A 22,432-nucleotide genomic window follows, 5' to 3' on the forward strand; every position below is an offset into this window, starting at 1 on the left:
TCAACGTGGCCCTAAACATCGCAGACCTCGTCGAACACGCAATCGACCTCGTTCCCGAGCGCGTCGCGCTGGCCTCGGACGGACGTGAGGTCACCTACGCACAGTTGGAGGAACGAGCCAACAGACTTGCTCATTACCTGCGCGAACAAGGCGTGGAGCCGGGCGACAAGGTCGGCATCTACTCCCGGAACACCATCGAGGCAGTAGAGGCGATGATCGCGGTCTTCAAGATCCGTGCCATCATGATCAACGTCAACTACCGCTATGTCGAGAACGAGTTGCAGTACATCTTCGACAACTCCGACATGGTGGCCCTCATCCACGAGCGCCGGTACTCCGACAAGGTGGCGAACGTCCTTCCGAGCACCCCGCTGGTGAAGACCGTCGTGGTGGTCGAGGACGGCACCGACGTCGACTTCTCGGCCTACGGCGGCATCGAATACGAAGCGGCACTGGCGCAGAGCCCGCCGGAACGCGACTTCGAAGACCGCAGCGCCGACGACATCTACATCCTCTACACAGGCGGCACCACCGGCCACCCCAAGGGCGTGATGTGGCGTCACGAGGACGTCTGGCGCGTCCTCGGCGGCGGCATCAACTTCATGACCGGCGAGTGGGTCAAGGACGAATGGCAGCTGGCGAAGGAGGGCGCCGAGAATCCCGGTCTCGTGCGCTATCCCATCCCGCCGATGATCCACGGCGGCGCCCAGTGGGCGCTGTTCCAGTCACTGTTCAGCGGTGGCAAGGTCATCATGCACCCCGAGTTCTCGGGCCACGAGGTGTGGCGCATCATCGACGACCACAAGGTCAACGTCATCTTCATCACCGGCGACGCGATGGCCCGTCCCATGCTCGACGCACTCGAGGAGGGCAACCCGAAGACCGGTCAGCCCTACGACCTCTCGACCCTGTTCGCTATGGCGTCGAGCGCCGCTCTGTTCTCCCCGTCCATCAAGGACCGCTTCCTCGACCTGCTGCCCGGCAAGATCATCACCGACTCCATCGGTTCGTCCGAGACCGGCTTCGGCGGCATCGGTATCGCCGAGAAGGGCAAGACCCTCGGCGGCGGTCCCACGGTGAAGATCGACGAGTCGACCACCGTCCTCGACGACGACGGCAACCCGATCGAACCGGGTTCCGGCAAGGTCGGCATGGTTGCGCGCACCGGCAACATCCCGCTCGGCTACTACAAGGACGAAGCCAAGACCAAGGCGACCTTCCGCGAGTACAACGGGATCCGCTACTCGATCCCCGGCGACTACGCGCGTGTCGAGGCCGACGGCACCGTCACGATGCTCGGCCGCGGTTCGGTCTCGATCAACAGCGGCGGCGAGAAGGTCTACCCCGAAGAGGTCGAGGGCGCACTCAAGCAGCACCCGGCGGTCTTCGACGCCCTGGTGGTCGGTGTCCCGGACGAGCGCTTCGGCGAGCGGGTCTCCGCCGTCGTCGCGCTGCGCGAGGGCGAGCAGACGACGCTCGACGAACTCATGACGACGGCGCGGTCGAAGATCGCAGGGTACAAGGTGCCGCGCGCGGTGTGGTTCGTCGACGAGATCAAGCGGTCGCCGGCGGGCAAGCCCGACTACCGGTGGGCCAAGGACCAGACCGGACTGCGTCCGGCCGACGAGGTCTACAACAACGGCGACGGCAACGGCGCCGCGGCGACGGGATAGAAGGACACATGCAGACCGGCCTCAGCAAGAAGTTCGGTATCGAGTATCCGATCTTCGGATTCACGCCCTCCGAACACGTCGCGGCGGCGATCAGCCGCGCAGGCGGACTCGGCGTCCTCGGGTGCGTGCGGTTCAACGACCCGGAGGAACTCGACGCCGTCCTGACCTGGATGGACGAGAACACCGACGGTAAACCGTACGGCGTCGACGTCGTGATGCCCGCCAAGGTGCCCACCGAGGGCACCGCGGTGGACCTCGACAAACTGATCCCCGCCGAGCACCGCGCCTTCGTCAACCGCACACTCGACGAACTCGGTGTGCCGCCGTTGTCCGACGACGTCGGCGAGGCGAGCGGTGTTCTGGGCTGGCTGCATTCGGTCGCGCGTTCGCACGTCGACGTCGCCCTCGCCCACCGGCCCGCCCTGATCGCCAACGCACTGGGATCGCCGCCGAAGGACGTCATCGACCTCGCGCACGAGAAGGGAGTGCCGGTCGCGGCACTCGCGGGCGCGGTCGAGCACGCGAAGCGGCACGTCGAGAACGGCGTCGACATCGTGATCGCGCAGGGCTACGAGGCCGGCGGGCACACCGGTGAGATCGCATCGATGGTGCTGTGGCCCGAAATCGTCGATGCACTCGGCGATTCCGCGGCAGTGCTCGCTGCCGGCGGTGTGGGATCGGGGCGGCAGGTCGCGGCGGCACTGGCTCTCGGCGCCTCCGGCGTGTGGATGGGTTCGTACTGGCTCACCACCTCGGAGTACAAGCTCGGGGCGGCCGCACACGGCCCGTCGTCGATCCAGCGCGCGTTGCTCGGAGCGAGCTCGTCCGACACCGTGCGGTCGCGGATCTACTCGGGCAAGCCCGCGCGTCTGCTCAAGACCAAGTGGACGGAGGCGTGGTCGAAACCCGATGCGCCCGAACCGCTGCCGATGCCGCTGCAGAACATCCTCGTGAGCGAGGCGCACCAGCGCATGTCTGCGGCCGACGACCCCGAGGCCGTCGCGATGCCGGTCGGGCAGGTGGTGGGGCGGATGAACGAGATTCGTCCCGTCGCGGAGATCATGGCCGAGCTCGTCCGGGGCTACGACGAGGCGGTCGAGCGGCTGAACGAGGCGCGCTAGACAGGACCACAGTGGTGGGGTGGCAGGTGCCCGGGGTGGAGTGATCCGCCCCGGGCATCGTCCCGTTTCGGGAACGGCGCCGGACAGGGATCAGCGGCGGACCAGGATCTTCAACAGCTCCTGGATCTGCGTGGCGGTGGGGGAGGGCAGGCTGTCGCGGCCGTACAGGAAGCCGATGCCCGCGTAGACGAGGGTGCCGGCGCGCAGCTCGGCTTCTTCCTCGTCGAAACCCAGTTCGAGGAAACAGTTTCGGACGACGGCCATGATGCGCTGGTCGAGTGCGCGAACCGACTCGGCGACCTGCGGGTCGCTGCGCGCCCATTCGCGGACCGCGACCTCGGCCTCCCAGGCGCGTTCGTCGACGAGCATTGCTCCCATGTGGGCGAGCCGTTCGTCGACGGGCAGTTCCTCGAGGCTCGTCAGACCGCGCGCGGCGTCGTTGTCCTGCGAGGTGTAGCGGGTGGCGATGGCCTTCATCAGGTCGTCGATGTCGGAGAAGTGCCAGTAGAAGCTACCTTTGGTGACTCCGAGGTCGTCGCACAGGCGCGAGATCTTCACGGCGCTGCGTCCTTCGGAGACGAGCAGGCGCAGACCTGCCTCGGTCCAGTCGTCGAGGGACAGTCGTGGTCGTCTGCCCGACCGGCGACCGCTCCTCGCCGGTTGCTCTGCCACGGATGGTCACCTCGTCTCGATCGGATCCGAAATCGAGACTACATGCCCGAACCGGGCAGTGCCGTGAGGACGGCATCGCGTGCCGAGCCATCGTGGGGGAGCGCCCAATGGTGAACGCATGGTGACGAATCCGGCCCGGGAAGCGTGACCGCGGTCGAGGTGGGCAGCGCCCCGTTCTCGGGCGGGACGACGAGTCCGTCGCAGCGGGAGACGATGTCGGTGTAGTCGATCCCGGTCGTGGGCGCTCCGCGCGCATGCAGGTCGCGTAGAAGATCCGATCCGGCGATGATCTCGCGGCATCCGGCACACAGGGGGTCGACGAGCGGCTTCTCGAGGGTGAGGACCGCGTCGTAGGTGCCGAGGTCGCGGCTGGTCTGCTCGGCGGCGGCCAGTCCGGCGATCTCCGTGCCGTGCCACATCGGGCCGAGTGTGGTCAGCGATCGGACCCGATCGTTGCCGTGATCCTGCAGGTATCGCTGGGTGACGAGGGAACCGGCGCCGTGCGCCACGACGTCGACCGTGCACTGCGATCGCTGCCCGCACAGCTCGTCCAGGGCGTCGGCCAGGTCGCGTGCGCCCGCGTCGACGCCCCGCAGGCCGGCGAGGGGGATCGGGACATCGGTGCCCGCCGGTTGGCCCCAGGTGACGGGGACGGTGCAGAAGCCGGCTCCGGTGAGGTCGGCGCGCAGATCGGACCACACGTCCGGAGTGCTCGCGAGGTCGTGGACGAGTGCCACAGCAGCGTCTGCGCCGGAGCACGGCGCAGGGCTCGGATCGGCCGCTGCGGGCGCCGGAGCCACCGCGGCGAGGGTGAGAACAGCGACCGCCGAAACCATCGCCGAGCAGGGGGATCGAGTCATCTGCACTCCTCTGTGCGCACCTTGACCAAACCATACCGTATGGTACTGTGGCGGCGGTCACGATGACTGTCCGCATCGACTCCCGATCCGGAACACAGAAAGCCGCGTCATGCAGAGACTCACCCGTAGAACCCTTCTCGCCGGGCTCGCCGCAGGAACCGGTGCGGTGCTTCTCGGTGGCCGAGCGTTCGCGGACGGGCCGGACATCTCCCGCCCCCTGTTGTTCCACTCCCCACGACTCGAACCCTTCGTCGACGGCCTGCCCGTCCTGCCGCGTCTGGACTCGTCGTCCTACCGGATCGACGCCGTCAGCACGATGCACAGCTTCCACCGCGACCTTCCGCCCGGTCCCGCTCTCGCCTACGGCGACAACACCTACGGCGGACCGACTCTCGTGGCGCACCGCGGGCAGGAGACGTCGATCGAGTACCGCAACCGCATCGACGCGCATCCCTTCGCCGTCGACTTCGACACCTCGCTGCACGGTCTGAGCGAACGCGACCGCACCGACGTCCCCACCTCGATGCACCTGCACGGTGGGGTCACGCCTCCGGAATTCGACGGCAACCCCGAGCAGATCTCCCGGCCCGGACAGGGATTCACGTACCGCTTCCCGAACCGTCAGGACGCGACGACGCTGTGGTACCACGACCACGCCATGGCCGTCACCCGCCTGAACGCCTACGCGGGACTGGCCGGCATGTACCTGCTCCGCGACGACTACGACACCGGACTGCCCGGCAACCCGCTGGGCCTGCCCACCGGCGAGTTCGAACTCGATCTGGTGCTGCAGGAGAAGATCGTCAACGGCGACGGTTCGCAAAGCATCCGTTCCACCCCGATCGTCCCGCAGGGTCGCTGGGAGGGCGGCGCCGTCGGCGACGTCGGCGTCGTCAACGGCAGGATCTGGCCCGAGGCCCGGGTCGCGCGCGGGCTCTACCGGGTCCGGCTGCTCAACGCGGCGTCGTTCAGCATCTGGGACCTGCACTTCTCCAACGGCATGCCGTTCTGGGTGATCGGCATGGAAGGTGGCCTGCTCGATGCGCCGGTTCCCACGACCCGCGTGCGACTGTCGCCCGGCGAACGCGTGGACCTGCTCGTCGACTTCGCGCAGCTCGACGTGGACGCCACTGTCGAATTGCGCAACTCCGAACCCGCCGCACCGCAGGCCGCGCAGATCGGTGCCGTGCTCATGCCGCTGTTCATGCGCTTCCGAGCCGAATCCGGCCGCGGGTTCACCGGTCCGGTCCCGGACCGCCTGCGCGGCGGCCCCGGACTACCGCCCGCGGTCGGGCCGATCCCGGTGCCGCAGAACGTACGGAACGTATCGCTGAGCCAGCCCTCGGAGGTGCGGATCCCGCCGTCGATCATGTCGCTGAACAACCTGATGTACCACAGCACCGACATCGAGATGCCGCGTCAGGGCACCGTCGAGCAGTGGAACATCGTCAACGCGACGCCCGACCCGCACCCGATCCACCTGCATCTGGTGCACTTCCGCGTTCTGGGACGGCAGGCGATCAACACCCTCGCGATGTGTGCGCGGCAGCCGCAACCGCCCATCGGGCTCAAGTGGACGCCCGATCCCGACCCGTACGTCGTCGAACCGATGCGGGGACCGGAGCCGTGGGAGACCGGCTACAAGGACACGGTCATCTGCGATCCGAACTCGGTGACCCGCATCATCGCGTACTTCCCGACCGCCGACGAACTCGGCTTCGACCCCGACGCGACGTTCTCGCGCGCGGTGCACACCTTCGATCCGCACCGCGCCGGCCACGGCAAACACGGTGACCACGCCGACCACGGCGACACTGCCGGCGGCGACCTGCAGGGATATGTGTGGCACTGCCACATCCTCGACCACGAAGACCACGACATGATGCTCAAATACCGGACGGTGACATGACTTCCACCAGTTCCACCACGACCCGAGACCACTTCCAGCGCATCCCGTACGAACCGGCGAACGACGGTCGCGTCGAGATGCACTCCGGGCTCAGCCGCCACTACCCGACGCTGCACGGCAACCTCGTCGCGCAACCCGGGTACTCGAAGGACGTCGGTGTGGTCATGTGCCACCCGGCCTCGAACTTCCTGAGCCACTTCCTGCTCCGCGCCTTCGCCGAAGCAGGCGTCCCCGCAATGGGACTCAACACCCGCTACTCGTCCAACGAACCGGCACTCATCATGGAGCGGGCCGCCTTCGACCTCGGCACCGGGGTGCGGTGGATGACCGACGAACTCGGCTTCGAGAAGGTCGTACTCCTCGGGTTCAGCGGCGGCGGGTCGCTCGCGTCGTTCTACCAGTCGCAGGCGCAGAACCCGACCGTGACGACCACACCCGCGGGCGACCCGGCACCGTTCGCCGAGGCGAACCTGCGACCGGCCGACGCCCTGATGCTCGTCGGCGCGCACCCCGGCCGGGCACGCGTTCTCCGGCACTGGATCGACGGCGCGGTCACCGACGAATCCGACCCCTACGCCACCGATCCCGATCTCGACCTCTACGCCCCCGGGCGCACAGCGCCACTCGATTCCGAATGGGTGCAGAGGTACCGCGACGCGCAGCTCGCCCGCATGCGCCGCATCGACGCGTGGGCGCTCGAGCAACTCGCCGACCTCGAACGCACCGGCGCCTCCGATCGCGGCTTCGTCGTACACCGCACCGTCGCGGATCCGCGCTTCGTCGACCTGAGCCTCGACCCGAGCGACCGCGCACTCGGCTCCATGTACGGAGATCCGAAGGCGGCCAACACCGCCGCCGGTGGACTGGCCCGCTTCGTCACGGTGCGCAGCTGGCTCAGCACGTGGAGCGTCGACCACACCCACGCCGACGCACTCACCGACCTCCGCAACGTCACCAGCCCGACGATGGTGATGAGCCTGCTCGGCGACCAGGCGGCCTTCGCCGAGGATTCCCGGCTGATGTACGGCGCGCTCGCGGGCAGCAACAACGAACTGATCGAGATGCGGAACCTCAACCACTATCTCGTGGATCAACCGGACGGTCTCTCCGACGTCGTCGGACGACTGGTCGAGTGGATCCGCCGAACGGTACTCGAGGAGGTATCGGCATGACCCGAATACTCGCCGGTCCCGGACGCACCGCACAGGACCGATGCCCGAGCGCCTTCCCCTACTGGCAGGCGCTGGAGAAGCCCGGGGTGAAGCGCACCCGCAACCTCGTCCGATGGCTCACCGGCTTCGACTTCCTGCCCACCGACGAACAGGCCCGGGCCCTGTGCAACGACCTGTTCAGCGGCGACCCCACGGCGGAGCGCTTCGTCGACGAGGTCTACCACGGTGAACTCGGGCCGAAGAAGACCCGCGAGATGCTCGACAAGGCCCTCGTCGACGGCATCGACTCGCTCGACGACGTGCCCGACGCGATGAAGGCCCTGTTCGAGGAGTTCGAGACCGTGCCCGACTGGGTGCAGCCCGAACTCGTCGAGCAGGGTGCCGCGATCTGGCGTCGCTGGGGCACGATGCTGTTCAGCTTCGCGGGCGCCGAGACCCTCGAGATCTACACCGAGGCAGCCGTCGCGACACCGCTGTCGCTCGCCGGAGGTTATGCCGGCGACAACGCCCTGCGCCGCTTCCTCGAGACCTGCCGGTTCTGGATCGACGTATCCGAACCCGGCGCGCTGCTCGCCCCGGGTTCGAAAGGGCGGGCCACCGCGCTGAAGGTCCGCGTGATGCACGTGTCCGTGCGCTCACGCGTCGCGAAGCACCCCGAATGGGACATCGCCAAGTGGGGACTGCCGATCAGCCAGACCTACATGCTGCTCACCCTCATCGCCGGCAGCCTCACCCCGGGTCTGGCCCTGTGGACCCTCGGCTACCACACCACCCCGCGAGAGATCCGCGCGCTCATCCACTTCCAGAAGTACATGGGCTACCTGCTCGGGGTGCGTATGCAGTGGTACCCCGAGACCATCGCCGACAGCATCCGCGCGCTCATGAGCACCGTGATCTCCCGCTCGTACGACTCGGGTGAGCACGGCAAGGAACTCATCGAGTCCTACCCGCAGGCGTTCGCCCCGCGCGACGGGCACCGCGGCCTGAAGAGACTGCGGGAGCACTACAACTTCCGCATCAACTCGGTGTACTCGGCGATGTTCATGGGGCCGGGCACCCGACGCAAGTACTCGATGCCGAAAGTGCTTCCCTGGATGATCATCCCGATCGTCCGCTTCCCGCTCATCACCGCGATGGAACTCACCCGGCGGTTCGTCCCCGGCGCGGCCGGCGTGCACGAGAAGATCATGTGCGCTCATCGCGAGAACTGGTACCGCGCCCAGATGGAGGGGCGCGAAGCGCAATTCGACGCCAGCGGAGCACTCCGTCGCTGATCGGCCCGGACAGTCCCGCCCCACTAGACCTCGTACGGAGAGAACTCGATGACCCTGCACATCGTCGAAGCATGGAACGGCCCCGGACGCCGCGACGGTGAGATCACCGCCGTGGAGGCCGCCGACAACGGCGCCCACCCGTCCACCGACAAGCACGCCTTCGAACACTGGTACTTCGACGCCCATCTCGACGACGGACGGATCGTCGTGGCGATGATCCAGACCCGGGAACTGGTGCACCGCAAGCCCGGTGTGGAGATCCACGTCTACAGCGCGGACGGCAAGCGACGCGAGGCGAGCCGGTCGTACACCGACGCCGACCTCTCGGTGTCCACCGAACGGTGCGACGTGCGCGTCGGCGAGAGCTTCGCGAAGCTGACCGGCGAGGAGGACGGGTTGCCCGTCTACCACGTGTCGGTGTCCGAAGGCGACCTCGCCTTCGACCTGACCTTCACCGCCGAGGTCCCGCCGTGGATGCCCGGTGGCGGCCGGACCAGCTACAACGAACGCGAATTCTTTGCGTGGGTCGTCGGCGCGCCGCGAGCGCGAGTCGCGGGGACGGTCACGGTGGACGGGCAGACCACCGAGGTCACCGGTCGCGGCTACCACGACCACAACTGGGGCGTCGGCGACATGAAGCGCCTCATCGACAAGTGGTACTGGGGCCGGCTGTACACCGAGGACTTCACCCTCGTCTACGCGATGGTGCACACCCAGAAGAAGTACGGATCGCACTGGTCGCAGCCGGTGATGGTCGCGCAGGGGCGCGAGGTGATCCTCAGCAACGGCGAGGTGGAACTGACGGAGGGGCCGATCGTGCACAACGCGGTCGCCGACCGCACCTACCCGGCGTGGATCCGTCTCCGCATCCCGGGCTCGCTCGACGTCAAGCTCACCGTCCGCGAGATCGTGCACGCCCACAACCTGCTCGAGGACGTTCCGCTCGCGTCGAGCAGGTTGCTCAAGCCTCTCGTCAACCGGCTCGTCGGTCATCCCGGTTACTTCCGCTTCCGGTCGGATTTCACGATGACGGTGACCGTCGACGGAACCGATCACGAGCGTTCGGGTTCGACGCTGCACGAGATGGTCGCGTTGACATGAGCGAGCGCGCGGACGTCGGTGTGGAGCCCGGCTGCGCGGGCATCGGTGTGGAGCCCGGCTTCGCGGGCATCGAGTATCTGCACGGCTTTGGCAACGAGCACCACAGCGAGGCCGTTCCGGGTGTGCTTCCGTGGGGACAGAATTCGCCCCAGCGGGTCGCGTACGGGCTCTACGCCGAACAGCACTCGGCCACCGCGTTCACCGAGCCCCGCGAGATCAATCGCCGCACATGGACATACCGGATCATGCCGTCCGCCGCGCACGGCCCCTTCGAGCGGATCGACGACGCCGGCTGGGTGTCGGCACCCGACGCCGGGGGAGTGCTCACCCCGAACCGGTTGCGTTGGGATCCGCAGCCGGAACCGGCACCGGGCACGGACGTCCTCGACGGCGTGACGACCTACGCAGTCAACGGGGACGTCCGCGCCCGCACGGGCATCGCCGTCCATCTGTACGCGGCGTCGCAGTCGATGACCGACCGTTACTTCGTCGACGCCGACGGAGAACTGCTGTTCGTCCCGCAGGACGGCGCGCTGCTGCTGTGCACCGAGCTGGGACGGCTGCTCGTCGAACCCGGTGAGATCGCGGTGATCGGACGAGGTCTGCGGTTCCGCGTGGACCTGCTGGGGGAGAAGGCGACCGGTTACCTGCTCGAGAACTACGGGGCCGCCCTGACCCTGCCGGAACTCGGCCCCATCGGCGCGAACGGTCTCGCCCACGCCCGCGACTTCCTGTACCCGACGGCCTGGTACGAGGACCGTTCGGACACGGTGCAACTCGTGCAGAAGTTCGGTGGGCACCTGTGGGCCACCGAACTCGACCACTCGCCCCTCGACGTCGTCGCCTGGCACGGCACGCACGGTGCCTACAAGTACGATCTGGGCCGCTTCAACGCGATGACCACGGCCGGCTGGGACCATCCCGATCCGTCGATCTTCACCGTGCTCACCTCGCCCACCCCGATTCCGGGGCAGGCCAACGTCGACTTCTGTGTGTTCCCTGACCGCTGGGTGGTGGGGGAGCACACCTTCCGGCCGCCGCACTTCCACCGCAACGTCATGACCGAGTTCATGGGACTCGTTCGTGGACAGCACGACTCGAAGGCGGAAGGATTCGTCCCCGGCGGCGCCTCGCTCCACAACCAGTGGGGCGCCCACGGACCCGACGTCGAGACCTTCGATCTCGCGACGTCGGCCGAACTGAAGCCGGTCAAGCTCGTGAACACCCTGTCGTTCATGTTCGAGACGAGACTCGCCCTCTCCGTCACCGACGCGGCCCACCGCGCAGCGCATCGCCAGCCGAACTACGACTCCTCGTGGTCCGGCCTCACCCGACGCTTCACCCCACCTTCTCCCCAGGAGTCGTGATGACCGAACTGTCCACCCCCGCACCCGTCGTCGTACCCGACCCGCAGCTGCGGATCGGCGGCCGGGCCGTGCCCGCCCGTTCGGGTGCCCACTTCTCGTCGATCAACCCGGCGACGGAAGAGGTCGTCGCCGAGGTCGCGGCGGGTGGGGCCGCCGACATCGACGCGGCCGTCCTCGCCGCGCGCGACACCTTCGAATCCGGTGCCTGGTCGCGGATGGCCGGTGCCGAACGCGGCCGGATCCTCTCCCGTGCCGCCGACCTCATCGAGCAGCACGCCCCCGAACTGTCGGCGCTCGAGACCGCGGAGATGGGCAAGCTCTACGCCGACACCGTCGCCGGGGACATCCCCGCCGCCGCGGCGTCGTTCCGGCACTACGCCGGCTGGGCCGACAAGATCGCCGGTGAGGCGATGATCCTGCCCGATGTGGGTCCGCAGCACCGCTTCGGATTCACCCTGCGCCAGCCCCTCGGTGTGGTCGGTGCGATCACCCCGTGGAACAACCCGACGGTCGTCGCGGCCTGGAAGATCGCCCCGGCCCTGGCCGCCGGATGCTCGGTGGTCGTCAAGCCCGCCGAGGACGCCTCGCTGTCGACCCTGAAGCTCGCCGACCTGCTCGCCGAGGCCGGAGTACCGGACGGCGCGTTCAACGTCGTGCCCGGTCTCGGTCCCGAAGCCGGTGCTGCGCTGGCCGCCCACGAGGGCATCGACAAGATCACCTTCACCGGCAGCCCGGCCGTCGGGAAGACCATCACCTCGCTCGCCGGCGAGAAGTTCCGGAAGGTGACCCTCGAACTCGGCGGCAAGGCCCCGCAGCTGATCTTCCCCGACGCCGACCTCGAGGCGTCGCTGCCGTGGATCGCGATGGGCAACTTCTACCACCAGGGCCAGGTGTGTGCGGCCGGCACGCGCGTGATCGTGCACGAGTCGATAGCCGATCAGGTCGTCGAGGGACTCGTCGAGTTCGCCCGCGGAGCGGTGATCGGTGATCCCTTCGACGCGTCGACGACGCAGGGCACCATCGTCAACCGCAAGCAGCTCGACCGCATCCTCGGCTACATCGAGAAGGGCAAGAACGAAGGTGCTCAGCTGCTGACCGGCGGGTCGCGGGTGGGGGAGCGCGGTTTCTTCGTGGAGCCGACCGTCTTCCGCGGCACCAACGACCTCACCATCGCCCGCGAGGAGATCTTCGGCCCCGTCGCCACGGTCATCACCTTCAAAACCACCGAGGAGGCCGTGCAGCTGGCGAACGCCACGAAGTACGGTCTCAACGCGTTCGTCTTCAGCCAGAACCTGTCGACCGTGCACAGCGTGATCCCGCAGTTGCGTGTGGGCACGGTGTGGGTCAACGGCTGGGGTGTCCCCGATCCGGCACTACCCTGGGGTGGACGTGACGCGAGCGGCATCGGGCGTGAACTGGGCCGCAGCGGGCTCGAAGCGTTCACCGAGGAGAAGACGGTTCACCTCGGTTACTGACCAGAGGACGGAAGAGGCAGTGACACAAGCCGAGTCGACACAAGGCGAGTCGCAGGCAGCGGGAGCGCTCGCGGACATCAGGGTGCTCGAACTGGGAACCTTGATCGCCGGTCCGTATGCAGGACGTCTGCTCGGCGACATGGGTGCCGACGTCATCAAGATCGAGGATCCGAAGCGTCCCGACCCGCTCCGCACCTGGGGACAGGGCGAGCGGGACGGGCATCGCTACTTCTGGACGGTGCACGCGCGCAACAAGCGCTGCGTCACCCTCGATCTGCGGGCACCCGACGGGCAGGAACTGTTCCGGCGTCTCGTCGCCGAGTCCGACGTGGTGGTCGAGAACTTCCGTCCCGGCACGCTCGAGAAGTGGGGGCTCGGCTACGACGTGCTCTCCGAGATCAATCCGGGCATCGTGCTGGCTCGCGTCTCCGGCTATGGGCAGACCGGTCCCAAGGCCGGGCAGGCCGGTTACGCGTCGGTGGCCGAGGCGGAGAGCGGACTGCGGCACCTGAACGGATATCCCGGCCAGGCGCCCCCGCGACTCGCGCTGTCCCTCGGCGACTCCCTCGCCGGGATGTTCGCCGTGCAGGGCATCCTCGCCGCGCTGCTCGGCCGCGAACGGACCGGACGCGGGCAGGTCGTCGACGTGGCGCTCACCGAGGCGTGCCTGGCCATCCAGGAATCGGTGATCCCCGACTACGACGTCGCGGGCGTCGTCCGCGGCCCCTCCGGCACACGGCTCGAGGGCATCGCCCCGTCGAACCTGTACCGGACGTCCGACGACATGTGGATCGTCATCGCCGCCAACCAGGACACGGTCTTCCGTCGCCTGTGCGCGGCGATGGAGCGCCTCGAGCTCGCCGACGACCCGCGCTTCGCCGACCATCTCGCGCGCGGCGTGAACCAGGACGAGCTCGACGCCCTCATCGGTGAGTGGGCGGCGACGTGGACGCTCGACGACCTGCTGGCGCATCTGTCGTCGTCGGGTGTGGTGTCCGGGCCGGTGAACACGGTCGCGGAGGTCGTCGCCGATCCGCAGTTCCGGGCACGCGAGATGATCGTCCCGCATCACGACGAGCGCACCGGCGCAGACGTACTCGGCCCGGGTGTGGTGCCGACGCTCACCGGGACGCCGGGTTCGGTACGTCGTGCCGGTCCGCCCGTCGCGGGATACGACAACGCGGCGGTCTACGGCGAGATCCTCGGACTGAGCGACATCGAGCAGAAGGAACTCCGCGAGCGGGGAATCATCTAGCACGGCATCATCCGAGGTACGCAACGCGAGGTGAAGGCTCGCAACATCGGCAGTCACTGCCGATGTTGCGAGCCTTCATCCGTTGTTGCGTGCCTTCCGCACAGGGCCATCTCGCACTAAGGTAGAACACGTTACAGTCTTCTACGTTTCTCTCGAGGAGTGCCGAATGCACACGCCCATCTGCGACGAACTCGGCATCGAGTTCCCGATCTTCGCATTCACCCACTGCCGCGACGTTGTCGTCGCCGTCGCCAAGGCCGGCGGCTTCGGCGTCCTCGGCGCCGTCGGGTTCACGCCGGAAGAGCTCGAAATCGAGCTGAACTGGATCGACGAGCACATCGGCGACCGCCCGTACGGTGTCGACATCGTCATCCCCAACAAGTACGAAGGTATGGACGCGAACCTCTCCGCCGAGGAACTCACGAAGATGCTGCAGTCGATGGTGCCGCAGGAGACCCTCGAATTCGGCCGTAAGATCCTCACCGACCACGGCGTCCCGCTGCCCGAAGGCGACGATAACGCGTTGCAGCTTCTCGGTTGGACCGAGGCCACCGCGACCCCGCAGGTGGAGGTGGCACTGCAGCATCCGAAGGTCACGCTCATCGCCAACGCGCTCGGCACCCCGCCGGCCGACATGATCGAGCACATCCACAAGGCCGGTCGCAAGGTCGCGGCGCTGTGCGGTTCGCCGAAACAGGCCCGCAAGCACGCCGACGCCGGTGTCGACATCATCATCGCCCAGGGCGGCGAAGGTGGTGGGCACTGCGGTGAGGTCGGCTCGATCGTGCTGTGGCCGCAGGTCGTCAAGGAGGTCGCACCGGTCCCGGTGCTGGCCGCCGGCGGTATCGGCAGCGGCCAGCAGATCGCCGCCGCGCTTGCGCTCGGCGCCCAGGGGGCGTGGACGGGTTCGCAGTGGCTCATGGTCGAGGAAGCCGAGAACACTCCGGTGCAGCAGGAGGCCTACATCAAGGCGAGCAGCCGCGACACCGTCCGCAGCCGGTCGTTCACCGGCAAGCCCTGCCGCATGCTCCGTAACGACTGGACCGAGGCGTGGGAGCAGGAGGGCAACCCGAAGCCCCTCGGAATGCCGTTGCAGTACATGGTCTCCGGTATGGCCGTCGCCGCCACCCACAAGTACCCCGACGAGTCGGTCGACGTCGCGTTCAATCCCGTCGGTCAGGTCGTCGGGCAGTTCACGAAGGTCGACAAGACCTCCGCGGTCATCGAACGGTGGGTGCAGGAGTACCTCGAGGCGACCGGCACACTGGAGAAGCTGAACGAGGCCGCGAGCGTCTGATCCGCTCGGATTCGTCTCACGGGGAGGGACGAGGGTGCTCGAGGTTCGGTCCGGGTGCGATCCGGATCGGACCTCGAGCCGTCTCCACGTCCACCGGTTCACCCTTCTGCGTGATCACGACGTGTTCGCTGTGTTCGAGTTCGGCGGCCACCGAGCGGGCGGTGTCCATCAGGTCGCGCCACGCCTCACCGCCCGCGACCCGCGCGGCGTCGCTCGGGCAGATGGTCGACGGATCCCGCTCGCGGAGCAGCGCACAGATCGTGGCCGCGAGCCGTTCGCGGGCCGCGTCGTCGTCGAGCGGTTCCCACCACGGATGCCCGCGTTCACCGAGCGCGACCTTGGCGTCCTGGACACGATGCCGCGCGGCGTCGCCCTTGCTCTTCACGAGACGACGGGCCCGCATCAGCTCCGCCACCAGCTGCTTCCGCAGAGGTTCGGGAATCGCGGGATCGGTGGCACGCCAACGCCGCCCCTTCACCACCACGTATCTGCCGTCGGGCGTGCGTTCCGCCTCGCCGGATGACCCGTCGGTGTCCATCGGCCCCGCCCGTCGCTCAGTTCGGCGGCGACAGAAGCCCTTCCAGACTCGTCGCCGAATAACCACCGTCGCGGCACAACTGTACCGTGGGGGCGCGGCGCCCCGGGTACTCGATGCACGGCATGTTCCGCGCCCCGCGCACCGCGATGGGGGAGTCCGCCGGCAGCTTGCAGTACAGATCGGGCGGGGTGTCGGGCACGTCGAACTCGGTGGGCGAGCGCCGCTGTTCCGGCGGCAGGAAGCCGGTGATGCACGGCGGCGGGTCGTTGAAGGTCGCGGTGAAGTAGGTGTTCTGGGACGGGTTGTCGACATTGGGCAGACCTGCCGACTGGGTCGACGCCATGATCGACGGGAACAACACCAGCATCTGTTCGAGCGACGGCCGGTACACCGCGACGACCTGCTCGACGGTGACGAGATTGGCGAGCAGCAGGGGCAGGGTCGGTTCGGCATCCTCGAACAGCGCCTGCACCTGCGCGGCCGCGGGGGCCGCCACACCGAGGAGTGTGCGCACGTCGCTGTCGGAGTCGCGCAGCTGTGCGGTGGTGCCCGCCAGGGAGGACGCCCATCGGGCGATCGCATCCGACGACGCGACCTGCGTGTCGAGCAACGGACCGGCCTGATCGATCAGCGCCGCGGTGCTGTCCGCGCTCGCGGCGGCCTCGGCGCTCACCGCCGCGCCGGCCTCGACGAGGATCCGCAGCGCGTCGCCGGAATCGGCCACCGCCGTGTGGGTCTCGTCGAGCAGCAGGGCGAGGCGGTCGGGACCCACGGACTGCAGCGTGGCGTCGAGCTGATCGAGCGCACTGCCGATCGGTTCGGGCACGGAGATGCGGTCGCGCGGAACGATCGAACCCGCGGTCAGGTACGGGCCGTCCTCGTCGTCGGGCAGGAACTCGACGTACTGCTCGCCGATCGCCGACATGCTGCGGATCTGCGCCGCCGACTCGGCCGGCACCGGGACGTCCGAGTCGAGCGACAGGACCGCCTCGGCGCCGCTCGTGGTCATGGTCAGCGACGTCACCCGGCCGATCTCGATGCCGCGGTAGGTGACGTTCGCCGAGGGATACAGACCACCGGCGTCGGCGAGGTCGAGACGCACCTCGTAGCGCCCCACCCCGAGCAGGGCGGGCACCTCGACGATGAACAGAGCGACGATCAGCACCGCCGCGATCCCGACCGAGAAGAACACCGCCAGTTTGCGGCGCAGCACCGCGGCAGGGCTCATCGGGTCGGCTCCGACACGGGCGGGACGAGCAGCGACACCAGATCCGGCACGGGTCGCCCGCCACCGGTGAGTGCGTTCTCGAAGGGCGTGCCGAGCAGCAGTGCGTTCTCGAGGGTCGGCAGGGTGAGGTCGAGGATGACCGTGCCGTTCGCGTAGTCGCCGCGTACCGCGTTGCGGTAGGTGTCGATGGGGAACGGGAAGGTCAGCAGGTAGCGCAGCGACTCGGTGAGCGAGTCGCCCGCCGACGCGAGCGACGCCAGCACCGGTTCGAGATCACGCAGGTTCGCGACGACGTCGTCACCGCTCGCCTCGACGACCTCGTTCGCGACGCGCCCGAACTGCCCGAGCGCATCGGCGGCGCGGGTCAGATCGTCGCGCTGGGTGGACAGCACCTCCATGGCGGGTGCGAGATCGTCCGTCGCCGCGGCGATCTCGGCGTTGTGTTCGGCGACCTCGACGGCGAGTGCGTCGAGCGATTCCATCGCGCTCACGATCTGCTCCTTCTGACCGTCCAGTCCGGCGAGCACCGCGTCGAGACGGGTGAGCAGGGCCCGCACCGACTCCTGCCGCCCGTCCATCGCCCGGTTGAGTTCGCGGGTGATCTCCTGGGCATGGGCGAGACCGCCGCCGCTGAGCACCAGCGACAGCGACGACAGGGTCTGCTCGGTGGTGGGGAACGCACCAGCCCGCTCGGGGGGGATGACGTCGCCGTCCGCGAGCCGGCCACGGGCTGGTTCGGCGAACGGGGGAGAGAGTTCGACGTGGGCGGACCCGAGCAGGCTCGTCTGGCCGATCTTCGCGACCGTGTTCCCGGGGAGCACCGTGCCGCCGTCGACCATCACCGTCACGAGCGCATGTCCGTCGCCGAGCCGCAGGTCGGCGACCCGCCCGACGGTGACGTCGCCGACGCGGACCCGCGAATTGCGTTCGAGGGTCGTGACGTCGGGCATCTCGATGGTCACGGCGAACGCGTCGTCGCCACGACCGTGCGTGCCGGGAAGGGGCAGGCTGTTCAGGCCGCGCCACTCGCACCCGGTGGTCAGCGCCAGGCAGGCCAGGACACCGATCGTGCGCAGGACTCGTGTTCTCACGGCGCCCCCGGGGAGAGCAGGTCGGCCAACGAGGTGGGCGACGGCGCACCGGGTGCCGGCATCAACTCGGGCTCGGTGTAGACGAGTTGGTCGGGCAACGCGCCCACGCCGCGCGTCGGGTTGATACGCACGGGCGGGTAGTCCATCGCGAGCAGCGGCAGGATCGGGCCGAGATACTGCACGCACAACTCCGACGCGGTGTGCGCGTCGACCTGCTCGGCCGCGGCGAGCGCCGAGCACACGAACTGGGCGGGATTCGCGAAATTGGTCAGCGACAACGCCGAGACCACCGTGTTGTGCGCGGGCTGGTAGATGCCCTGCAGGTTCGACAACGCCGTCGGCGCGACGTGCAGTACCTGCGCGATGCCGTCGCGCTGCGCCGCCAGGGTCTCGGTCAGTGCGGCAGTGCGATCGACGGTCGTGTCGACGCGCTCGCGGTTGTCGCGGACGAACCGTTCGACGTCGACGAGGACGGCGTCGAGTCCCGCCAGCGCGGCACCCATGTCGTCGCGGTTCGCGTCGAGGATCTCGGTGACGGACGCGAGTCGGTCGTGGAAGGAGACGATCTGGTCGCCGCTCATCGACAGCGCCTCGACGAAGACCTGCAGGTTGCCGAGGGTGCCGAACAGGTCGTGCCGGCCGTCGGAGATCGTGCGCATCGCCGTCGCGAGTTGCTGCAGGCTGTCGCGCAGGGCGGGGCCGTGCCCCTCGGCGTTGGCGGCCGCGACGTCGAGGACCTCGCCGAGCGCCCCCTGCGGGTCGGTGTCGTCGGGCCCGAGTTCGGTCGTCAGCCGCGTCAGTTGTTCGGTGATCTCGTCCCATTCGACCGGCACCGCGGTGCGTTCGACGGGAATCGTTGCTCCCACCGGCAGTTCGGGTCCTCCCGTGTGCGGTGGGGTGAGCTGGACGAAGCGGGCGGAGACCAGGGTGGGAGCGACGATCGCGGCCTGCGCGTCGACGGGGATGCGGCGCTCGGAGTCGACGTCGAAGCGGACGAGCACGCGATCGCCGCGCGGCTCGATCTTCGTCACGCGTCCGACCTCGACACCCATGATGCGCACGTCGTCGCCGACGTACAGGCCACGGCTCGAGGTGAATTCGGCCGCGTACTCGTCGGCCGACCGCCACGGCGCGACGGTGAACGACACCACCGCGACGACGGCGAGAAGCAGGATCGGGAGACCCCACGAGATCAGGGGACGCAGTCGCGTCACGGTGTACCTCCCGTCGGGGTGATACCGGCGTTCTCGAGCGCGGCGGTCAGGGCCGGCTCGATGATCTGCATGGGCAACAGGTTCTGGATGTACGAGTTGAAGAACGGGCCGGACGCGACGGCCTCGCCGAGTTCGGTCGCGTACGGGCCCAGCCGCTCGATGGCCAGGGCGATGTTGTCGCGGTTGCGTTCGAGGATCCCGAGGACGGCGTTCAGCTTGCCCAGGGTGGGTTCGAGCTGGGCCTCGTTGTCGGCGACGAGATTCGAGATCTGGATCGACAGCGCATCGACGTTCGCGAACAGGGTGTCGAGAGCGGCTCGGCGACGGTGCAGTTCGCCGAGGATGCGGTCGGCGTCGACGATCAACGCGTCGATCGCGTCGCTGCGCTCGGCGAGGACGGTGGTGACCTGTTCGGCGTGCGCGAGCAGCGCCCGCAGGGATTCGTCCCGCGACGCGACGGTCTCGGACAGTCGCCGCACACCGTCGAGCGCCGCACCGACGTCGTCGGGGGTCTCGCGCAGGGTGTCGGACAGTACTTCCATCGATTCGCGCAGTTGCTCGGTGTCGATCGCTGCGGCGGTGTCGGTGAGATCGCCGAGGGCGTCGGTCAACTGGTAGGGCGCGACGGTGCGGTCGAGGTCGATGGTGGCGCCGTCCTCGAGTCGTCCCGGACCGGCGGGGCGCACGCGCAGGTTCCGTGCCCCGAGCGCGGTGGCGGTGGCGATCTCGACGGTGGTGTCGGTTCCGAGGATCACCGCCCCGTCGACCGTGAACGTGACGGCCACGGCGTCGTGGTCGATGTCGATGTCGGTCACCTGGCCGGCATCCTTGCCCGCGACCTGCACGGTGTCGCCGGTGTTCAGGCCACCGGCGTCGACGAATCTCGCCCGGTAGGTCGTGCCGCCGTCGAGGAACGGCAGGGAGCGGATATTCAGGGCGCCGAGTACGAGCACGACGAGCACGATCGTGCCGACGACACCGACACGCACGGGGTTCATCTCGCGGAACTGGGTCATGCCGGCGCGCACCTGCCCGTCGTCTGGCCGAACAGCGGTGAGGTGACCTTGTTGCCGGACAGGTCGTTGATCTCGATGAGCATGCCGCACAGGTAGTAGTTGAAGAATCCGCCGTAGGCGCCGAGGCGCGTGAGGGCCTTGTAGGCGTCAGGGAGTTCGGTCGTCAGTTGTTCGACGGTGTCGCTGCGCGAGTCGACCTGCACTGCAAGGCTCCCGGTTTCGCGGATCGTGCCGGCGAGTGAGATGCGGGACTGCGCGAGCAGACCGGTGAGCGACCCGCCGATCGCGTCGATGTGGGTCACAGCGTCGCCGACCAGCGTGGCGTCCTGTGCGAGTCGCGCGGCCACCTCGTGGGCGCGCACCAGTGCGGTGTCGAAGGTGTCGCGGTGCGCGGCGAGATTCGCGAGGACCGAGTCGAGGTTCGTGATCACCTGCCCGACGAGGACGTCGCGGTCGGCGATGTGCGAGGTGAGCGAAGCCGCCTGGGCGAGGACGGATTCGACGGTGCCGCCCTGGCCCTGCAGCACGGTGATGAGATCGGCCGACAACCGGTTGACCTGTTCGGGTTCGAGCGCGCGGAACAACGGTGTGAAGCTGCCGATGAGCACGTCCAGATCGAGCGCCGGCCGGGTCCGGTCGGTGCCGATCGTCTCGCCGGCTGCCATGGGTGTGGGATCGCCGGCGCCGTCGGACAATTCGAGGTACCGGTCGCCGACGAGGTTGAGATAACGCACGGTGGCGATGCTCGCGCGGGTCGGGGTGTACGACGAGTCGACCTCGAAGGCCACGTCGATGCGGTTGTTCTCGGCGAACTCCACGGCGGTGACCCTGCCGACCTCGACCCCGGAGACGCGGACGAACTGGCCCTCCTCGAGACCGGAGACGTCGTCGAAGAGCGCGTGGTAGCGCGTGTGTTCACCGAACCGGACCTGGCCGAAGACGACGAACAGTCCGGCCAGGATCAGAACCATGACGAGGGCGTAGATGCCCGCGGCGATCGCGGTGCGTGTCATCCGGCGCCTCCGGTGAGCAGTTCGAACAGCGAGTCGGGGACGAAGACCGGTGAGGTGTTGCCGGCCTCGAACGGATTGGCGCCGGTGTTCGCTACGACGTACGGGGCGGGGGTCTCGTCGACCGTCACGATGGGCAGGGGACCGCAGCGTGGCCCGCCGGTGGCCTCGACGACCGGAAGATTGCGCGGATATTCGTACGGGTCGGTGCCGAGCAGGAAGGTCGACTTCAGCATCATCGACGAGCCGTTGCCACCCGAGGCCGGTTCGGCGAGCTGCCGGGCACGGTCGGCGCCCTGCAGGAAGCAGGGGAGGACCGGCGAGTACTCCTCGAGGAGAGAAGCCGTGGGGCGCAGGAGATCGAGCACGTCGACGATCTGCTCGCTGTTCGGCTCGACCACACGGCGACCGGCGTCACCCATGCCGATCGCGGCGAGCAGGACGCGGTCGAGGTCGTCGGCGCGGTCGACGAGGGTCGTGCCGGTGACGGCGAGATTGTCGAACGACGCCACGATCCCGTCGGTGGCTCCGGCGTAGATGTCGGCGGTCGCCTCGGCGGCGGCGAGATCGCGTCGCAGTGTCTCGGTGCGCGGTTCGATCCGGGTGAGGACGGCGTCGGTGTCGACGAGCGCGCGGCCGAGCGACTCGCCCTGTCCGCGCAACGCCGACGACAGCGCACCGAGCGTGCGGTTCAGCTTCGCCGGATCGACCGCGTGCAGGACGTCGGACAACGATTCGAAGACGGTGTTCGTCTCCACGGTCACGCTCGATGCGCGCAGCACCGTGCCCTCGGCCAGTCCGATCGGGCCGGGCGACGGTGGGTCGGTGAGGGTGACGTACTTGGCGCCGAAGACCGTCGTCGCGCGGATGTCGGCGCCGGGGTCGGCGGGCAGCCGGGCGGCGGCGTCCGGATCCAGGCGCAGTTCGATCACCGCGCCGGACGGCGTCTGCTGCACCGCCGTGACGCTGCCGACGTGCACCCCGTGCGCCTTGACCATGGCGCCGTCCTCGAGCATCAGACCGGAGCGGCCGCTCTCGACGGTCACCTTCACGCCGGGCGTGAACGAGCCGCGGAAGCCGTGGTAGACGAACACGAGAACGAGCGCGGAGACGACGACGAAGCACGTCGCAGCGACCTTCGGCAACCAGGCGGGCACGC

At 68.5% G+C, this 22,432-nt stretch carries 19 protein-coding genes; 10 read left to right on the forward strand and 9 right to left on the reverse strand.

What is annotated here, in order from left to right; translation table 11 throughout:
- Window positions 1–5 precede the first annotated feature (5 nt).
- Entirely contained in the window at window positions 6–1,673 is a 1,668-nt protein-coding gene (locus ACWPOC_RS04195; protein WP_120281372.1) for an acyl-CoA synthetase, read from the forward strand.
- A gap of 8 nt (window positions 1,674–1,681) precedes the next feature.
- On the forward strand, window positions 1,682–2,794 hold the full coding sequence (locus ACWPOC_RS04200; RefSeq protein WP_455408055.1) for an NAD(P)H-dependent flavin oxidoreductase: 1,113 nt from the start codon (window positions 1,682–1,684) through the stop codon (window positions 2,792–2,794).
- Window positions 2,795–2,884: 90 nt separating this feature from the next.
- Here the strand turns inward: ACWPOC_RS04200 and ACWPOC_RS04205 are convergent, their stop codons facing one another.
- Together ACWPOC_RS04205 and ACWPOC_RS04210 are read right to left on the reverse strand one after the other, a co-directional pair.
- Window positions 2,885–3,466: a TetR/AcrR family transcriptional regulator gene (locus ACWPOC_RS04205; protein ID WP_238588733.1), complete on the reverse strand. Its 582-nt coding sequence runs from the start codon at window positions 3,464–3,466 to the stop codon at window positions 2,885–2,887.
- A 38-nt stretch (window positions 3,467–3,504) separates the two neighbouring features.
- Window positions 3,505–4,326: an esterase/lipase family protein gene (locus ACWPOC_RS04210; protein WP_455408056.1), complete on the reverse strand. Its 822-nt coding sequence runs from the start codon at window positions 4,324–4,326 to the stop codon at window positions 3,505–3,507.
- 109 nt (window positions 4,327–4,435) lie between these two features.
- Between ACWPOC_RS04210 and ACWPOC_RS04215 the strand changes: the two genes are divergently transcribed.
- The 8 genes from ACWPOC_RS04215 to ACWPOC_RS04250 all read left to right on the forward strand — a co-directional run bounded on the left by ACWPOC_RS04215 (window position 4,436) and on the right by ACWPOC_RS04250 (window position 15,176).
- The gene (locus tag ACWPOC_RS04215) at window positions 4,436–6,235 is read left to right on the forward strand and encodes a multicopper oxidase family protein (RefSeq protein ID WP_455408057.1); all 1,800 of its coding nucleotides are present in this window, start codon (window positions 4,436–4,438) and stop codon (window positions 6,233–6,235) included.
- Window positions 6,232–7,407, forward strand: a complete 1,176-nt coding sequence (locus tag ACWPOC_RS04220; RefSeq protein WP_455408058.1) for an alpha/beta hydrolase — start codon at window positions 6,232–6,234, stop codon at window positions 7,405–7,407. Before ACWPOC_RS04215 ends, ACWPOC_RS04220 begins: the two co-directional genes overlap by 4 nt.
- The gene (locus ACWPOC_RS04225; RefSeq protein WP_120281376.1) at window positions 7,404–8,681 is read left to right on the forward strand and encodes an oxygenase MpaB family protein; all 1,278 of its coding nucleotides are present in this window, start codon (window positions 7,404–7,406) and stop codon (window positions 8,679–8,681) included. The genes ACWPOC_RS04220 and ACWPOC_RS04225 overlap by 4 nt, the downstream gene beginning before the upstream one ends.
- Window positions 8,682–8,729: 48 nt before the next feature.
- On the forward strand, window positions 8,730–9,782 hold the full coding sequence (locus ACWPOC_RS04230; RefSeq protein WP_120281377.1) for a lipocalin-like domain-containing protein: 1,053 nt from the start codon (window positions 8,730–8,732) through the stop codon (window positions 9,780–9,782).
- Entirely contained in the window at window positions 9,779–11,149 is a 1,371-nt protein-coding gene (gene hmgA / locus ACWPOC_RS04235; RefSeq protein ID WP_455408059.1) for a homogentisate 1,2-dioxygenase, read from the forward strand. The genes ACWPOC_RS04230 and hmgA overlap by 4 nt, the downstream gene beginning before the upstream one ends.
- Window positions 11,149–12,624: an aldehyde dehydrogenase family protein gene (locus ACWPOC_RS04240; protein ID WP_120281378.1), complete on the forward strand. Its 1,476-nt coding sequence runs from the start codon at window positions 11,149–11,151 to the stop codon at window positions 12,622–12,624. Before hmgA ends, ACWPOC_RS04240 begins: the two co-directional genes overlap by 1 nt.
- Before the next feature lie 19 nt (window positions 12,625–12,643).
- The gene (locus ACWPOC_RS04245) at window positions 12,644–13,879 is read left to right on the forward strand and encodes a CaiB/BaiF CoA transferase family protein (protein ID WP_455408060.1); all 1,236 of its coding nucleotides are present in this window, start codon (window positions 12,644–12,646) and stop codon (window positions 13,877–13,879) included.
- Window positions 13,880–14,045: 166 nt separating this feature from the next.
- A complete protein-coding gene (locus ACWPOC_RS04250; RefSeq protein ID WP_120281380.1) occupies window positions 14,046–15,176 on the forward strand; it encodes a nitronate monooxygenase in 1,131 nt (376 codons plus the stop codon).
- Between the two features lie 16 nt (window positions 15,177–15,192).
- Here the strand turns inward: ACWPOC_RS04250 and ACWPOC_RS04255 are convergent, their stop codons facing one another.
- From ACWPOC_RS04255 to ACWPOC_RS04285, 7 genes are read right to left on the reverse strand one after another with little or no spacing between them, the layout of a single operon-like run.
- Window positions 15,193–15,714: a DUF3253 domain-containing protein gene (locus tag ACWPOC_RS04255; RefSeq protein ID WP_455408061.1), complete on the reverse strand. Its 522-nt coding sequence runs from the start codon at window positions 15,712–15,714 to the stop codon at window positions 15,193–15,195.
- 16 nt (window positions 15,715–15,730) lie between these two features.
- Entirely contained in the window at window positions 15,731–16,942 is a 1,212-nt protein-coding gene (locus ACWPOC_RS04260) for an MCE family protein (RefSeq protein WP_455408062.1), read from the reverse strand.
- Window positions 16,939–18,033: an MCE family protein gene (locus ACWPOC_RS04265; protein ID WP_455408063.1), complete on the reverse strand. Its 1,095-nt coding sequence runs from the start codon at window positions 18,031–18,033 to the stop codon at window positions 16,939–16,941. Before ACWPOC_RS04265 ends, ACWPOC_RS04260 begins: the two co-directional genes overlap by 4 nt.
- Window positions 18,030–19,247 carry an MCE family protein gene (locus ACWPOC_RS04270; protein ID WP_455408064.1) on the reverse strand — a complete coding sequence of 406 codons (1,218 nt, stop codon included), beginning with the start codon at window positions 19,245–19,247 and terminating at the stop codon, window positions 18,030–18,032. Before ACWPOC_RS04270 ends, ACWPOC_RS04265 begins: the two co-directional genes overlap by 4 nt.
- Window positions 19,244–20,263 carry an MCE family protein gene (locus ACWPOC_RS04275; protein WP_455408065.1) on the reverse strand — a complete coding sequence of 340 codons (1,020 nt, stop codon included), beginning with the start codon at window positions 20,261–20,263 and terminating at the stop codon, window positions 19,244–19,246. Before ACWPOC_RS04275 ends, ACWPOC_RS04270 begins: the two co-directional genes overlap by 4 nt.
- Window positions 20,260–21,276 (reverse strand): MCE family protein, encoded by a 1,017-nt coding sequence (locus ACWPOC_RS04280; RefSeq protein ID WP_455408066.1) that lies wholly within the window; start codon window positions 21,274–21,276, stop codon window positions 20,260–20,262. Before ACWPOC_RS04280 ends, ACWPOC_RS04275 begins: the two co-directional genes overlap by 4 nt.
- Window positions 21,273–22,430 carry an MCE family protein gene (locus ACWPOC_RS04285; protein ID WP_455408067.1) on the reverse strand — a complete coding sequence of 386 codons (1,158 nt, stop codon included), beginning with the start codon at window positions 22,428–22,430 and terminating at the stop codon, window positions 21,273–21,275. The genes ACWPOC_RS04280 and ACWPOC_RS04285 overlap by 4 nt, the downstream gene beginning before the upstream one ends.
- Between the last annotated feature and the right edge of the window lie 2 nt (window positions 22,431–22,432).

This window comes from Rhodococcus sp. 5G237 (assembly GCF_053764735.1).